The following is an 18,110-nucleotide window of genomic DNA, read 5'->3' on the forward strand; positions in this document are numbered from 1 at the left end:
TTCCAGAACATGATTATGGAGCGGGAGCAGCGGAGCAGAGACTGTGCCCTCTGCCCCGCCGCCTTCCATTTACCGTTAATTAGCCAACCACTAATTGATGGTTTGCCAGCAGCGTCGCCAGATCGGTGTGGACGTTGGTCAGCGTCGCGATGGTCGTCATCGACTGCGCCGTGCCGCTGCCATCCAGATCAACCTTAATCACCGTGTTGTTACCTTCGGTGGTCACGCTCAGGTAATTCGCCAGATTGCCAACGCCTGAACCCAGCGTCGCGACGCCGTTAACGTAGCTGGCGTCCGCCGTACCGCTGTACCCGCTCGACTGCAACAGGTCACTCAGATCAAGACGGTCGGTATTCGCCGTCCCTTCCCAGGTCCCAACCTTGAAGCCGTTGATGGTGTCGACACCGTTGCCGCCGGTGGCATCGCTGCTGTCCAGCAACTTGTACAGCAGCGTGTCGTGCCCACCTTTACCCAGGTTGAAGGTGTCATTACCACCGCGTCCTTCGAACACGTTATTACCTGCACTGCCGGTGATAACATCGTCGTAATTCGACCCGGCAATCCCCTCGATATCCTTGAAGGTCGCCGTGTTGAATCCGGTGTTCTGTGCGCTGCTGCTGCTGAGATCTACCGTGACCCCGCTGGAGGCGTTTTTAAAATCGACGATATCCTGACCGCCGGTGGCGCTCCATGTCGCATGGTCTGACGAGCTGCTCCAGCCGCCGCCACCGTTGTAAACGTAGGTGCCGCTTTCAGCGATAAACGTGTCGTTATAGCCGGTGCCGGTGAGGGTGCCGCTGGTGCCGCCGTTCGCCGCGTCTGCGGTGAGCGAATAGCTGCTGGTGCCGTCGCCTGCGCTCAGGTCTGTCCAGGTGGCATTGGTGGACACGCCGTTGATGTTGCGCACCAGCACCGCCGAATACGTTTCATTCGGATCCAGACCGTAGAAGTTCACCAGCGCCGAGGAGTCGTTGACGCCGACGCCCGACTGGGCGTTGATGATCTGCGACGCCACCCGTTCACCGGCAGAGTTGTAAAGCTGTACGGTATTACCGTAGAACACGTTCATGCCTTCGCCGTCGAGAATGCGCAGGTGAAGAGCCGTGCCGTCCGCAATGCTGGCATTGTTGGCGATGTACACCACTTTGCCGTTTGCCTGCGACACCAGCAGATCCTGCGTACCGTTCCAGTCGTAATCGAGGGTGGCAATCCCCGTCACGTTAACCAGTGAAGAAGCAAGCGTACTGCTGCTCCAGCCTTTGCCGGTACCGTCGTTAACATACAGTTGGGCGGTCTGGCTGGCCGAATAGGTGCTGAACTTGATGATGTCCATGTCACCGTCGCCGTCCCAGTCCACGGCAGCGGACAGATAACCGGCGGACGCGGTATTGGTGGTCGATGTTTCAACCGCGGTTGGCGTGGTCAGCAAGGTTCCCTGCCCGCTGTTGTAGTAAATCGCACCGCCATAGTTGTAGCTGCCGTTAGGGTTCAGACCGGAGGAAATGTACAAATCCATCAGGCCGTCGCCGTTGAAATCCGCCCAGGTCATTGAGACGGCCGTGGTGGTGTTCGCGGCATTCGGCACAAAGACGTTGGCGATGTTCTGCGTTTCCGTCAGCGCACCTGTGCCACTGTTGTTGATCACCGTCAGCGCATAGGCACCGCTGCGGTTGGTATGCTGCACAATGTCGACCGTACCGTCATTGTTAATGTCCACGCCGGAAATTTCCCGGTAGGTGACCCCGGCAAGACCGGCCGCTCCGTACGTACCATCTGGCGACAGCACGCCGTTGTTATTGACCAGATAGCTGCGGGAGTCGCCGCCTGCATCGCCGTATGCCATGTCCAGCCAGCCATCACCGGTTTTGTCATAAGCCATGATCCCGCCGTACCAGATGGTTGTGCCGATAGCCTGCTGACCGTAGGTATAAGTGCCATCCGTGTTCGCCGTCCATTTGCCCTGGATACTGCCGCCGTAGTTGGTTTCCGTCGCATAGATGTCTGAGGTGCCATTACGGTCGGTATCCGCCAGCGTATAACTCACCACAATGTTGCCGCGGGAGTTGGTCAGCGTGGTGCCGGTATAGCTGTTCAGACCAGAGCTGGTGTAATCAGAGATACCGGTGACCACGTTCCACAAGCCACTGCTGTTCAGGCTGAAGGCCATCGCATTGGTGGTGGTTGCCCCAGCGGTGCTCGCCCAGCTGGTGTCCACCGCCGTTTCGGCATAAACCACCAGAGAACCGTGGCTGATCCCCGCCTCGTTACCGTTGCCCGCGCTGCTTCTGACCTGAGCAGTCACGTCATACGTCGCCAGCGCCAGAGAACCCGGCAGCTGCAAATACCAGGTGTTGTTGATCGGATCGACCACCACCGCACCGCCGGATTCCGAGGTATAGGTGACGCCGTTTACCACCACCTGTACATACATCCCCTCACCCAACGCTTCAGATAGCGTACCGCTGATGATTGGCGTCGTATCCTGGGTCGATTCACCGGTCACGGTGGCAATCGTGGTCGGAATCGAGGTATCGACCGTCAGGGTGAAGTCTGACGACGATGTGACGTTGCCCGCCAGATCCTGCGAGGTCGCGACGTAAATATAGGTCCCGTCCGCCAGCGCGGAATCCGAGAAGGTCCACGCCAGGCCCACCACCGTCGCAACGCCAACGTACACCCCGTTGCGGTAGATCTTCAGCACTTCGCCGTCGGCCAGCGCTTTGCTCAGCGTGCCGCTCAGCGTCGGCGCGGTTTCGTCGGTGTGGGTGCCGGAACCGAACGATCCCTGACGGTCTCCCTTATTGTCAGAATAGCTGGCGATAGTCGCCTGCGCTTCCGGGTTCAGCGTATCAACCGTCACCAGCTGAGAACCGACCGCCCCGGTGTTACCCGCCAGATCGATCACCCGCACCTGCACGTTGTAAACGCCATCGCCGAGTACGGTACCGGTAGCGTCATAGCTCCAGGTGCGTCCGCGGGTGACGACGTCAATCCATGTCTGACCGCCATCGAGGCTGATCTGCGCCCATTCATCGCTCGCAAGCGTTGCACTCAGGTTGCCGGAGAACGTCAGCGTGGTATCGCTGGTGATGAAATCATGGCTGTTATCACCGGTATCGGTGCCGATCGCGCCAATGGTGATGGCTTGCGATGGCGCAGTGGTGTCAATCGTCACCACCTGCTGCGCGGTCTGGCCGACGTTACCGGCCTGATCGACCACGCGTACCTGATACAGCGTTTGCCCGTCGGTCAGCGTGCGACCATCGCTATAGCTCCACTTCAGGCCGGAGAGCGCAACGGTCGTCCAGCTCGCGCCGTTATCAATGCTGATCTGCACCACTTCGCCCGCGCCCAGCGCCTGTCCGATAGAACCGGTCACGGTCAGCGAGGTATCACTGGTGATGAAATCGCTGGCAGACACACCGGTGTCGGTGGCGATACTGTCGATGGTCACGGTTTTGCTGCTGTCCGGCGCCACGGTATCCACGGTGACAACCTGACTGGAGATGCTGCCCACGTTACCGGCGGCATCTACCACGCGAACATAGTAGGTGTAATCCCCGTCGGTCAGCGTGCGGTCATCAACGTACCTCCAGCGCGTGCCGATGGTGGTCGTGTTGAGCCACGTCACCCCCCCATCAAGACTAATTTGCGCATATTCATCCGCCGCCAGCGTCGCGCCGAGCGTGCCGCTCACGGTCAGCGAAGTGTCGCTGGTGACGAAATCGCTGCTGCTCAGACCGGTGTCGTTGCTGACAGCATCAATGCTGATGGTTTTACTGCTGTCCGGGGCGACGGTGTCGATGGTCACCACCTGACTGGCGGTTGCGCCGACGTTACCGGCCAGATCTACCACGCGCATCTGATAGTTGTAGTCGCCATCGGCCAGCGTGCGGCTGTCGATGTAGGTCCACGTCAGGCCACTGATATTGACATCTTTCCAGGTGATGCCGCCGTCGATGCTGATCTGCGCATATTCATCCGCATTCAGCGCCGCGCCCAGCGTGCCGCGCAGGTTGATGGTGTTATCGCTGGTGATGAAATCAGTACTGCTCAGGCCGGTATCCTGCGAAACCGCATCGATAGTGATCGACTGGCTGGCCGTTGGCGCTACGGTGTCAATAACCACCGTTTTCGTCGCCGTCGAACCGACGTTCCCCGCCGCATCAATCACCCGGACGTTATAGGTGTATGACCCGTCCGCCAGCGCGCTGCCCGGGGCATAACTCCACGTGGTGCCCACCACGGTGAGCGTCTGCCAGCTGATGCCGCCGTCGAGGCTGATTTGCGCCGACTCGGCATTGCCCAGCGCCGCACTCAGCCCGCCTTTCAGCGTGATGGTGTTGTCGCTGGTGACAAAGTCAGTATTGCTGCGTCCGGTGTCTTCACTCAGCGAATCAATGGTGATGGTCATCGACGGCGCCGTGGTATCCACGGCAATCTCGTGGATGTCGCTGCCGGTGTTGCCGATACTGTTGGTGACGGAAGCGGTGATTGCGTAGTTATTGCCATCCGCCAGCGCTGACACCGCGTTGGCGCTGAGGTTGAGCGTCCAGCTCAGATCCGCCGCGACCGAAGTGGTGTACGTCTGCCCGTTGAGCGTCACGGTGACGAGGCTGTTCGCCGGTGCGGTGGTGGTGCCGCTGATAGCGAGCGAAGTGCCGTGCTCGGCGGCGTTCACCACGTCGTCCTGCGCGAAGGTGTTGATGCTTATGGTTGGCATCTCACCGCTCAGGGTAACGGACGATGCTGCCGACACCGGGTTGCCCGCCACATCACTGACGGATGCGCTGACGGTATAGCTGCCGTCCGCCGCGCCGAGGAAATCCGCCGCCGGAACGGTCACACTCCAGGTGCCGTCAGAGGCCACCGTGGCGTGATACTCACGGTGATTAAATGTGACGGTCACCGTCTGACCGGCTTCCGCGCTGGTTGTCCCGCCGATCGCCTGACCGGCATGCTGCTCGGCGGAGTTGATGATGTCATCACCGGCAATGGTGTTGATGGTCAGGGTCGGCGCGAGGGTATCGACAATCACCGATGCATTCGCCGACGCCGGGTTCCCGGCCACGTCGCTGGTGCTGGCGGTGACCGTCAGCGTGCCGTCCTGCAGGGCCGCAACGTCATTTTGCGGAACCTGCACCGACCATAGGCCGTCGGCGCTCACCTGCGTGGTATAAGTGACGCTGTTCAGCGTCACGTGCACCGTTTGCCCCGCCTGCGCCGTCGTGGTGCCGCTCAGGGTTAACGCCTGACCCAGCTCCGCTGCATTCAGGATCCCGTCCGCGGCGATCGGGTTGATCAGCAGCGCCGGTGCGGTGGTATCAACCGTCACGTCATGCGTGGCGCTGACCGGGTTGCCTGCCGTATCGCTGGCGCTGGCTGTTACGGTGTAATTACCGTCAGTCAGTTTCGCCACATCGGTCGCCGGTATGCTTAGCGTCCAGTCACCTTTGACATCCACCTGCACAGTGTAGGTTTTGCCGTTCAGCACGACGGCCACCTCTGTTCCGGACACCAGTTTTTCGCTGCTGCCGGACAGCGTCAGGCTGTTGCCCTGTTCCGCCGCATTGATAATGTCGTCCTGCGCAATGGTATCGATGCTCAGGCTGAGGGCATCAGTCATGACGGTGATCAGATGGTCGGTGCTGCCGGTGTTGCCCGCGTTATCGGTGATGCTGACCGTAAATGTCGTGTCACCGGAAGCCAATGCGCTGATAGCGCTGGCCGGAACGCCGATGCTCCAGTTGCCGCGGGCGTCAACCACGGTGGTGTAGGTATGGCCGTCGATCGCCAGCGTCACCAGATTGCCTGCCTGCGTGCCTGTGCTGCCACCGGTGATCACCTGCGCCTGCGCATGTTCAGCGGTATTCAGCACATCGTCACCGGCGACGGTGTTGATGGTCACCACCGGCGCGGTCGCGTCAACCAGCAAGGAGCCGGTGGCGCGGCTGCTGTTGCCGGCGATATCGCTGACGCTGGCGCTCACGGTGTAAGTTCCGTCAGCCAATGCGCCTGCACTCGCCGCCGGTAGCGTGGTGCTCCACGTCCCGTCTGCCGCCACGCTCGCCGTGTAGGTCTGGCCGTTAAGCGTCAGGGTGACCTGCTGACCAGCTTCGGCGGTGGAGGTCCCGCCGATCGCCACGTCCGCATTCGCTTCCGCGCCGTTAAGCACATTATTACCGGCGATGGTGTTGATGGTCAGCGTTGGCGCAGCGGTATCCACCAGCGCCGTGTTTGCCGCCGTGGCGCCGTTGCCCGCCGCGTTGCTCACGCTCACGGACACCGTTGCGTCACCGTCTTTCAGCGCCTTCATGTCCGCTGCCGCAACGGTGATGCTCCAGCTGCCGTCGGCCTGCACGCGGGTGGTGTACTGATGACCGGCAAAGTTTACGCTGACATCGCGACCGGCTTCGACGTTCTGCGTGGTGCCGCTCAGGGTCAGATCCGCCGCTTTCTCCGCCGCGTTAATGATGCCGTCGCTGGCAATGGTATCGACGCTGATCGCTACGCTGCTCAGATCGACGGTGATGTTTTGCGTGATGGTCACCGGGTTACCGGAGGCATCCGCGCCGCTGACGACGATCGCCAGCTGACCCGCAGGCCACTTCGCCACGTCTGCCGCCGGAACCGCCGCCGACCAGCTGCCGTTGGCGCCGACCGTGGCAGCATAATCGGTGCCGTTGACGGTCACGGTGACGCTGCTGCCCGCGGCGATATCAGAGCTGGTGCCGCTGATGATCTGGTTTTGATTAATCTCGATGCTGTTGACGATGTCGTCACCGGCAACCGTATTGATGCGTAGGCCCGGCAAACCGGCGTCGATACCGATCTGGCGATCGCCGCTGCCGGTATTGCCGTGCTGGTTGGTGACGCTCGCGCTGACGGTTAAATCGCCGTCGCCCAGCGCCTGCAAATCGGCCGCCGGAACGCTGACGCTCCAGCTCAGATCCGCCTGCACTTCGGCCTGGTAGGTGTGACCGCCGAGCGTAACGGTGACGGTGTCACCGGCCGCCGCGTTGCTCACGCGCCCGCTCAGGGTCTGGCCTGCCGCCGCTTCGGCTGCGTTGATGATGTTATCGCCCGCCACAGCATTAATGATGACGGAAGGCAGCGAGGTATCAACCAGCAGGTTAGCGCTTTCGGTGATGGCGTTGCCGACATCGCTGTTGGCGCTGGCTGTTACGCTGTAGTTGGCTTCCCCAAGCGCTGCCAGTGCGCTGGCCGGAACGGTCAGGCTCCAGACGCCCGCGGCAATTTGCGCGCTGTAAGTGACGCCGTTCAGCGTGACGCTGACCTGAGTGCCGTCACTCAGGTTGCTGCCGGTGCCGGAAATCGTCAGATCTGCACCTTTTTCGACGGCGTTGAGTACGTTGTCCTGCGCGATAGCGTCAATGCTGATGCCCGGCAGGCCGGTATCTACGGTCACATTGTGCGTCTGCGAACCGGTGTTACCGGCGCTGTCAGTGATGCTGACGCTCACGGTGTAAGTGCCGTCAGAGATCCCGCCGATCGCGCTGGCCGGTACGCCGACGCTCCAGTTGCCGCTGGCATCCACCACGGTGTTATAGGTATGGCCGTCGATCACCACGCTCACGCTGTTACCGCTGACCGTACCCGTGCTGCTGCCGCTGATCACCTGCGCCTGCGCGTGTTCGGTGCTGTTAATGACGTCGTCACCGGCGATGGTGTTGATGGTCACCACCGGCGCGGTCGCGTCAACCAGCAACGCGCTGGTCGCCCCGGTGCGGTTACCGGCGATATCGCTGACGCTGGCGCTCACGGTGTAAGTTCCGTCAGCCAGCGCGCCTGCGCTGGCCGCCGGTAGCGTGGTGCTCCACGTCCCGTCTGCCGCCACGCTCGCGGTGTAGGTCTGGCCGTTAAGCGTCAGGGTGACCTGCTGACCGGCTTCGGCGGTGGAGGTTCCGCCGATCGCCACGTCCGCCCCCGCTTCCGCGCCGTTAAGCACGTTATTACCGGCGATGGTGTTGATGGTCAGCGTTGGCGCTGTCGCATCCACCAGCGCCGTGTTTGCCGCCGTGGCGCCGTTGCCCGCCGCGTTGCTCACGCTCACGGACACCGTTGCGCCGCCCTCTTTCAGCGCCGCCATGTCCGCTGCCGGAACGGTGACGCTCCAGCCGCCGTCCGTTTCTACCTGCGCGGTATAGCTATGACCGGCGAAAATCACCGTCACCTTCTGACCGGCTTCGACATTCAGCGTGGTGCCGCTCAGGGTCAGATCCGCCGCTTTCTCCGCCGCGTTAATGATGTCGTCGCTGGCGATGGTATCGACGCCGATCGCTACGCTGCTCAGATCGACGGTGATGTTTTGCGTGATGGTCACCGGGTTACCGGAGGCATCCGCGCCGCTGACGGCGATCGCCAGCTGACCCGCAGGCCACTTCGCTACGTCTGCCGCCGGAACCGCCGCCGACCAGCTGCCGTTGGCGCCGACCGTAGCATGATAGTCGGTGCCGTTGACGGTCACGGTGACGCTGCTGCCCGCGGCGATATCAGTGCTGGTGCCGCTGATGATCTGGTTTTGATTGATCTCGATGCTGTTGACGATATCGTCACCGGCAACCGTGTTGATGCGCAGGCCCGGCAAACCGGCGTCGATGACGATCTGGCGATCGCCGCTGCCGGTATTGCCGTGCTGGTTGGTGACGCTCGCGCTGACGGTTAAATCGCCGTCGCCCAGCGCCTGCAAATCGGCCGCCGGAACGCTGACGCTCCAGCTCAGACCCGCCTGCACTTTGGCTTCGTAGGTGTGGCCGCCGAGCGTAACGGTGACGGTGTCCCCGGCCGCCGCGTTGCTCACGCGCCCGCTCAGGGTCTGATCGGCCGCCACTTCGGCTGCGTTGATGATGTCATCGCCCGCAATCGCGCTGAGGGTCACCGAGGGCAGCGCGCTGTCGACCAGTACGCCGTGCGTCGTGCTGCCGGTGTTGCCTGCGGCATCAACGGTGGAGGCGGTCAGGCTGTAATTCGCCTCGCCGAGCTGAGCCACATCCGCCGCCGGGACGTTCAGCGTCCACGCGCCGCCGCTAACGCTGGCAGAGTAGTCTTTGCCGTTCAGGTTCAGCGTCACGGTGGAACCGTCCGCGCCGCTGCTGGTGCCGCTCACCGTCAGGGCTTCGCCTTTTTCCATGGCGTTGATCACGTCGTCAGCCGCCACGGTACTGATGGTCAGCACCGGCGCGGCGGTGTCTACGATCACCACGTGCGAGGCTGTACCCGGATTGCCCGCCGCATCGGCGACGGTGGCGGTAATGGTGTGGCTGCCGTCCGCCAGACCGCTGACCACGGCGGCAGGCACGCCGAGGCTCCAGTTGCCGCTGGCATCCACCGCAGCGGTGTAGCTGCTGCCGTCGATGACCACGGTGACCAGGCCACCCGCCGGAACGCCGGTAGATGAACCGCTGATGATGAGGTTCTGCTGGTGTTCATGAGCGTTGACAATATCGTCTGCAGAAACGGTGTTGATGGCAAGCGTTGGCGCGGTCACGTCCACCTGCAGCGAACCATTCGCGCCGGTGCGGTTACCGGCGATATCGCTGACGCTGGCGCTCACGGTATAGGTTCCGTCAGTCAACGCACCTGCACTGGCCGCCGGTATCGTGGTGCTCCAGGTGCCGTCTGCCGCCACGCTCGCCGTGTAGCTCTGGCCGTTAAGCGTCAGGGTGACCCGCTGGCCGGCTTCGGCGGTGGAGGTTCCGCCGATCGCCACGTCCGCCCCCGCTTCCGCGCCGTTGAGCACGTTATCACCAGCGATGGTGTTGATGGTCAGGGTTGGCGCAGCGGTATCCACTTCCACGGTATGCGCTGCCGTGGCGCCGTTGCCCGCCGCGTTAGTCACGCTCACGGACACCGTTGCGTCGCCGTCTTTCAGCGCCGCCATGCTCGCTGCCGGAACGGTGACGCTCCAGCTGCCGTCCGTTTCTACCTGCGCGCTATAGCTATGACCGGCGAAAATCACCGTGACCTTCTGACCAGCTTCGACATTCAGCGTGGTGCCGCTCAGGGTCAGGTCCGCCGCTTTCTCCGCCGCGTTAATGATGTCATCGGCCGCGACAGTGTCGATAGCAATCGCCACACTGGTGAGATCGACGGTGATATCGTTTGAAATCGTGACGCTGTTTCCGGCTGAACTGGTGCCAGTAACGGATACCGTCAGCGCGCCCGCAGGCCAGCTGGCAACGTCCGCTGCCGGAACCGCCGCTGACCAGCTGCCGTTGGCGGTCACGGTCGCGTGGTACTCAACGCTGTTAACCGTGACGGTAACGCTGCTGCCCGCGGTCAGGCCGCTGCTGGTGCCGCTGATGATCTGATTCTGATTGATCTCGATGCTGTTGACGATATCGTCACCGGCAACGGTATTGATGCGCAGGCCGGGGATCGCGGCGTCAATAGCAATGTCGCGCTCACCGGATCCGGTGTTGCCGCTGATATTGGTCACCGTTGCGGAGACTTTCAGCGCGCCGTCGCCCATGGCAGCAAGATCGGCGGCAGGGATCGTCAGGCTCCACGTAAAATCATCTTCGACGGTGGCGTAATACGTTTTTCCACCCACGGTGACGGTCACCTGCTGTCCCGCTTCCGCATGGATAACGGTGCCGCCGATCGCCTGATCGGACTTCACTTCGGTGGCGTTGATGATGTCATCACCGGCCACCACGTTGATGGTCACCGCCGGGCTGTCGGAGGAAGTTTGCAGCCCTTTGCTCACTGACCCGCTGTTGCCGACATCATCGGTGCCGCGCACGCTAACCTGATACAACGCCTGGCCCAGATTCGCCAGATCGCTGGCCGGAATGTCCGCGCTCCATGCGCCGTCGGTCACGGTGCCCTGATACTCCAGACCGTTAAGGGTAACGATAACCGTCACGCCATCCATCAGACCGGTCACGGTGCCGGTGATGGTCAGCGTTGAAAGCGCTTCGGTGGCGTTAAGAATGTTGTCGCCGCCTGCCATGTCGTTGATGGTAAAGACCGGCGCGGCGGTATTGACCACCACGTTTTGCCCGGCCGAACCGACGTTACCGGCGGTGTCTGTCGCGCTGGCGGTGACCTTATAGCTGCCGTCCGCGAGGCCGCTGATGATGCTGGCCGGTACGCCGACGCTCCAGTTGCCGCTGGCATCCACCACGGTGTTATAGCTATGGCCGTCGATCACCACGTTCACGATGTTACCGCTGACCGTACCCGTACTGCTGCCGCTGATCACCAGCGCCTGCGCGTGTTCGGTGCTGTTAATGACGTCGTCACCGGCGAGGGTGTTGATGGTCACTTCCGGCGCGGTCGCGTCAACCTGCAATGAGCCGCTGGCGCGGCTGCTGTTACCGGCGATATCGCTGACGCTGGCGCTCAGGGTATAGGTTCCGTCAGCCAGCCCTGCCGCATCTGCCGCCGGTAGCGTGGTGCTCCACGTCCCGTCCGCCGCCACGCTCGCCGTGTAGGTCTGGCCGTTAAGCGTCAGGGTGACCTGCTGACCGGCTTCGGCGGTGGACGTTCCGCCGATCGCCACGTCCGCCCCCGCTTCCGCGCCGTTAAGCACGTTATCACCGGCGATAGTGTTGATGGTCAGCGTTGGCGCAGCGGTATCCACTTGCGCCGTGTTTGCCGCCGTGGCGCCGTTGCCCGCCGCGTTGCTCACGCTCACGGACACCGTTGCGTCACCCTCTTTCAGCGCCGCCATGTCCGCTGCCGGGACGGTAACGCTCCAGCTGCCGTCGGCCTGCACGCGGGTGGTGTACTGATGGCCGGCAAAGTTTACGGTCACATCGCGACCGGCTTCGACGTTCAGCGTGGTGCCGCTCAGGGTCAGATCCGCCGCTTTTTCCGCCGCGTTAATGATGCCGTCGCTGGCGATGGTATCGACGCCGATCGCCACACTGGCGAGATCGACGTTGATATCGTTTGAAATCGTGACGCTGTTTCCGGCTGAACTGGTGCCGGTAACGGATACCGTCAGCGCGCCCGCAGGCCAGCTGGCAACGTCCGCTGCCGGAACCGCCGCCGACCAGCTGCCGTTGGCGGTCACGCTCGCGTGGTACTCAACGCCGTTAACCGTGACGGTGACGCTGCTGCCCGCGGTCAGGCCAGTGCTGGTGCCGCTGATGATCTGATTTTGATTGATCTCGATGCTGTTGACGATATCGTCGCCGGCAACGGTATTGATGCGCAGGCCCGGCAAACCGGCATCGATGACGATCTGGCGATCGCCGCTGCCGGTATTGCCGTGCTGGTTGGTGACGCTCGCGCTGACGGTTAAATCGCCGTCGCCCAGCGCCTGCAAATCGGCCGCCGGAACGCTGACGCTCCAGCTCAGATCCGCCTGCACTTTGGCCTGGTAGGTGTGGCCGCCGAACGTAACGGTGACGGTGTCCCCGGCCGCCGCGTTGCTCACGCGCCCGCTCAGGGTCTGGTCTGCCGCCACTTCGGCTGCATTGATGATGTCATCGCCCGCAATCACGCTGAGGGTCACCGACGGCAGCGCGCTGTCGACCAGTACGCCGTGCGTCGTGCTGCCGGTGTTGCCTGCGGCATCAACGGTGGAGGCGGTCAGGCTGTAATTCGCTTCGCCGAGCTGAGCCACATCCGCCGCCGGAACGTTCAGCGTCCACGCGCCGCCGCTGACGCTGGCAGAGTAGTCTTTGCCGTTCAGGTTCAGCGTCACGGTGGAACCGTCCGCGCCGCTGCTGGTGCCGCTCACCGTCAGGGCTTCGCCTTTCTCGATGGCGTTGATCACGTCGTCAGCCGCCACGGTACTGATGGTCAGCACCGGCGCGGCGGTGTCTATGGTCACCACGTGCGAGGCTGAACCCGGATTGCCCGCCGCATCGGCGACAGTGGCGGTAATGGTGTAGCTTTTGTCAGCCAGACCGCTGACCACGGCGGCAGGCACGCCGACGCTCCAGTTGCCGCTGGCATCCACCGCAGCGGTGTAGCTGCTGCCGTCGATGACCACGGTGACCAGGCCGCCCGCCGGAACGCCGGTAGATGAACCGCTGATGATAAGGTTCTGCTGGTGTTCATGGGCGTTGACAATGTCGTCGGCAGAAACGGTGTTAATGGCAAGCGTTGGCGCGGTCACGTCCACCTGCAGCGAAGCACTCGCGCCGGTGCGGTTACCGGCGATATCGCTGACGCTGGCGCTCACGGTATAGGTTCCGTCGGTCAGCCCTGCCGCATCTGCCGCCGGAACCGCCGTGCTCCAGGTGCCGTCCGCCGCCACGCTCGCCGTGTAGGTCTGGCCGTTAAGCGTCAGGGTGACACGCTGACCGGCTTCGGCGGTGGAAGTCCCGCCGATCGCCACGTCCGCCCCCGCTTCCGCGCCGTTAAGCACGTTATCACCGGCGATGGTGTTGATGGTCAGCGTTGGCGCAGCGGTATCCACTTGCGCCGTGTTTGCCGCCGTGGCGCCGTTGCCCGCCGCGTTGATCACGCTTACGGACACCGTTGCGTCGCCCTCTTTCAGCGCCGCCATGTCCGCTGCCGGAACGGTGACGCTCCAGCTGCCGTCGGCCTGCACGCGGGTGGTGTACTGATGACCGGCAAAGTTTACGCTCACATCGCGGCCGGCTTCGACGTTCAGCGTGGTGCCGCTCAGGGTCAGATCCGCCGCTTTCTCCGCCGCGTTAATGATGTCGTCGCTGGCAATGCTATCGACGCCGATCGCTACGCTGCTCAGATCGACGGTGATGTTTTGCGTGATGGTCACCGGGTTTCCGGAGGCATCCGCGCCGCTGACGACGATCGCCAGCTGACCCGCAGGCCACTTCGCCACGTCTGCCGCCGGAACCGCCGCCGACCAGCTGCCGTTGGCGCCGACCGTGGCAGCATAATCGGTGCCGTTGACGGTCACGGTGACGCTGCTGCCCGCGGCGATATCAGTGCTGGTGCCGCTGATGATCTGGTTTTGATTAATCTCGATGCTGTTGACGATATCGTCACCGGCAACCGTGTTGATGCGCAGGCCCGGCAAACCGGCGTCGATGACGATCTGGCGATCGCCGCTGCCGGTATTGCCGTGCTGGTTGGTGACGCTCGCGCTGACGGTTAAATCGCCGTCGCCCAGCGCCTGCAAATCGGCCGCCGGAACGCTGACGCTCCAGCTCAGATCCGCCTGCACTTTGGCCTGGTAAGTGTGGCCGCCGAGCGTAACGGTGACGGTGTCCCCGGCCGCCGCGTTGGTCACGCGCCCGCTCAGGGTCTGGTCTGCCGCCACTTCGGCTGCGTTGATGATGTCATCGCCCGCGACCATGCTGATGTTCACCGACGGCAGCGCGCTGTCGACCAGTACGCCGTGCGTCGTGCTGCCGGTGTTGCCTGCGGCATCGACGGTGGAGGCGGTCAGGCTGTAATTCGCCTCGCCGAGCTGAGCCACATCCGCCGCCGGAACGTTCAGCGTCCACGCGCCGCCGCTGACGCTGGCAGAGTAGTCTTTGCCGTTCAGGTTTAGCGTCACGGTGGAACCGTCCGCGCCGCTGCTGGTGCCGCTCACCGTCAGGGCTTCGCCTTTCTCGATGGCGTTGATCACGTCGTCAGCCGCCACGGTACTGATGGTCAGCACCGGCGCGGCGGTCTCTACGGTCACCACGTGCGAGGCTGAACCCGGATTGCCCGCCGCATCGGCGCCAGTGGCGGTGATGGTGTAGCTTTTGTCAGCCAGACCGCTGACCACGGCGGCAGGCACGCCGACGCCCCAGTTGCCGCTGGCATCCACCGCAGCGGTGTAGCTGCTGCCGTCGATGACCACGGTGACCAGGCCGCCTGCCGGAACGCCGGTAGATGAACCGCTGATGATGAGGTTCTGCTGGTGTTCATGCGCGTTAATAATGTCGTCTGCAGAAACGGTGTTGATGGCAAGCGTTGGCGCAGTAAAGTCCACCAGTAACGCGCTGGTCACGCTGGTGCTGTTACCGGCGATATCGCTGACGCTGGCGCTGACGGTATAGATGCCGTCGCTCAGCCCTGCCGCATCTGCCGCCGGAACCGCCGTGCTCCAGGTGCCGTCCGCCGCCACGCTCGCCGTGTAGGTCTGGCCGTTAAGCGTCAGGGTGACCCGCTGGCCGGCTTCGGCGGTGGAGGTTCCGCCGATCGCCACGTCCGCCCCCGCTTCCGCGCCGTTGAGCACGTTATCACCGGCGATAGTGTTAATGGTCAGCGTTGGCGCAGCGGTATCCACGGTGACATCCTGCGCGGCGCTGGCGTTGTTGCCCGCCACGTTGGTCACGCTGACACTTACCGTGGTGTCGCCGTCTTTTAGATTGCGGATATCTGCCGCCGGAACGGTGACGCTCCAGCTGCCGTCGGCCTGCACGCTGGCGTGATAAGTGCCATTCGCGAAATTAATCGTCACGCTCTGGCCAGCCTCCACGCCCTGCGTGGTACCGCTAAGTGTGACATCCGCCGCTTTTTCAGCCGCATTTAGCACGTTATCCAGCGCAACGCTATCGATGGCAATCGCCACGCTGCTCAGATCCACGTTAATGATATTGGCAATGCCGACGCTGTTGCCCGACGTGTCGGAGCCGGTGACGCTAACGGTTAGCGCGCCCGCAGGCCAGCTGGCGACGTCCGATGCCGGAATCGCCGCAGACCAGCTGCCGTTCGCGCCGACCGTAGCATGATAATCGATGCCGTTTACGCTAACGGTGACGCTGCTGCCTGCGGCGATATCAGAGCTGGTGCCGCTGATGATCTGGTTCTGACTGATTTCGATGCTGTTGACAATGTCGTCGCCCGCAATGGTATCGATGCGCAGGCCCGGCAAACCGGCGTCGATGATAATCTCGCGATCGTCGCGACCGGTGTTGCCGTGCTGATTGGTGACGCTCGCGCTGACGGTTAAATCACCGTCGCCCAGCGCCTGCAAATCAGCCGCCGGAACGCTGACGCTCCAGCTCAGGTCGTCCTGCACGGTGGCCTGGTAGGTGTTGCCACCCAGCGTCACGATCACGGTATCGCCCGCCGCCGCATGGGTCACTCTGCCGCTCAGAGCCTGGTCAGCGGTGATTTCAGTGGCATTGATGATGTCATCGCCTGCGGTCACGTTAACCGTGACGACAGGCAGCACGGAATCCACCTGCACCTGATGCGACGCAGTGCCGGTATTGCCCTCGGCGTCTGTGCTGACTGCCGTCAGGGTGTAATGGGCTTCGCCGAGCTTTGCGACGTCGCTGGCCGGAATGCTGACCGACCAGTTGCCGCCGCTGACGACGGTGGTGGTGTACTCCACGCCGTTAAGGGTCAGAGCGATCTGCGTACCCTCAGCGCTGTTGCTGGTGCCGGTCACCTCCAGCGCCTGGCCTTTGGCTTCGGCGTTAACCACGTTCTCAAAGGCGACGGTATCAATCGTCAGTTGCGGCAGTTCGGACGACAGCACCACGGTCGCGTTCTGACTGCCGGTGTTACCCGCTTTATCAGTGATGCTGACGTTCACATCATAGCTGCCGTCGGCCAGCGCGCTGAACACGGATGCCGGTAAACCGATGCTCCATGTGCCGTCGGCGGCAAGCGTCGTGGTGTAAGTCTGGCCGTTGATGCTCAGCGTGACAGTATCGCCCGCTTCGCCGCCGGTGCTGCTTCCGCTGACCATCTGCGCCTGAGCCTGTTCGAGGCTGTTAAGGATGTTGTCACCGGCGATGGTGTTGATGGTCACGACCGGCACGGTGGTGTCAACGCGCAGATCGTGCGTGGTAGATGTGCGGTTACCCGCCGCATCGCTGACGGAGGCGCTCAGCGTGACACTGCCGTCTGCCAGCGCGCCCGCCTGTGCAGCCGGAACGTTCACTGACCAGTTACCGTTTGCCTCAACGCTTGCGGTATAGGTCACTCCGTTGAGCACCAGCGTCACCACCTGCCCGGCTTCGGCATTTGAGGTGCCGCTGACGGTCAGATCGTGACCCGCTTCGGCTGCATTCAGAATATCGTCGCCCGCCAGCGTGGCAATAGTCAGCGTAGGTGCCTGCGTATCCACTGATAGCGTAGATGCGGAGGTGATGGTGTTGCCAGCGCTGTCTACACCGCTGACCTGAACGGTGTGGACACCGTCCGCCAGCGCCTGCGCGTCTGCGGCAGGCACAGTGATTGTCCAGCTGCCATCCGCCGCAACGGTGGTCTGCCAGGCCTTACCGTTAAGGGAAACGGTGACGGTGGTACCCGCCGCCAGGTTGGCGCTCTGACCGGAAATGGCAACGTCCGCGCCCGCTTCGGCCGCGTTCAGCACGTTGTCCCCCGCCACGGTGTCGAGGGTAAGGGAAGCCTGCGCGGTAACTATGTTCAGAGTGATCGACCCGGCGCTGGTGGTCGAGCCGTTGCTCTCCTGCACCACGACCCAGGTGTGCGCACCGGCGCTCTGCGCGGCGAGCTGCGCTGTCCACTGGCCGTTGGTGCCGACGATGGCTGTGGCAATCACATGGCCGCTGGCATCGACAATCGAAATCTCCGCGCCCGGATAGCCGGTACCGCTGAAGGTTGGTCGGGTATCGTCAGTCACGGCCTGATTAGCAAGAATACCCTGACTGTCGCCCTGCGTGTCGGTCACGAGGAAAGTCGGTTTTGCGACTTCCACCGCCTGAGTGTTATCAATGACTTCGGTTTTTCCGTCACTGCCGCCGCCGTGGCCGAGCAGCGCCCCGGCCGCGCCTGCGCCCAGCACACCGGCCAGCAGATACGGCCACTCCACGGTGACTTCGGCGGTGCTGAGCAGCAGCGGATCAATGCCCGGCAGTGGGGTTTCCACCGCCGTCAGCGCAAACGCCGGGGTATCATGAGGCGCAGTGGCGTCGGTGAAATTCACCTCCGTCATCTGCTGATTTTCATCCTGAAAGACCAGTTTATTCTCGTCTTTCTCACCAATATTCTCGAAATATCCTACGCAGCGAATGACCGATCCATCCTGCATATGAATAAGCAGATCGTTGCCACTGCGTTCGTAGCTGGCGACATTCTTCACTGCGTCGTGAATAACGACAATGCCGGATTCATTCATCGCAACAGCGGTGTTACCTTCTGCAGTGAAAGTATTTTTAAGCGACGTTTTACGAGAGATAATATCCATGGTTCTGCTCATGATATTGTGTCCATTCCTTGTATATCTGACT

At 62.6% G+C, this 18,110-nt stretch carries 1 protein-coding gene; it reads right to left on the reverse strand.

The genetic code is table 11. The features are described 5' to 3' along the window. Positions 1–79 precede the first annotated feature (79 nt). Positions 80–18,067 (reverse strand): Ig-like domain-containing protein, encoded by a 17,988-nt coding sequence (locus QLG07_RS04310; protein WP_282468560.1) that lies wholly within the window; start codon positions 18,065–18,067, stop codon positions 80–82. Positions 18,068–18,110 lie beyond the last annotated feature (43 nt).

Origin of the sequence: Erwinia sp. V90_4, from assembly GCF_029967685.1 — a bacterium.
Lineage (GTDB): Bacteria > Pseudomonadota > Gammaproteobacteria > Enterobacterales > Enterobacteriaceae > Erwinia > Erwinia aphidicola.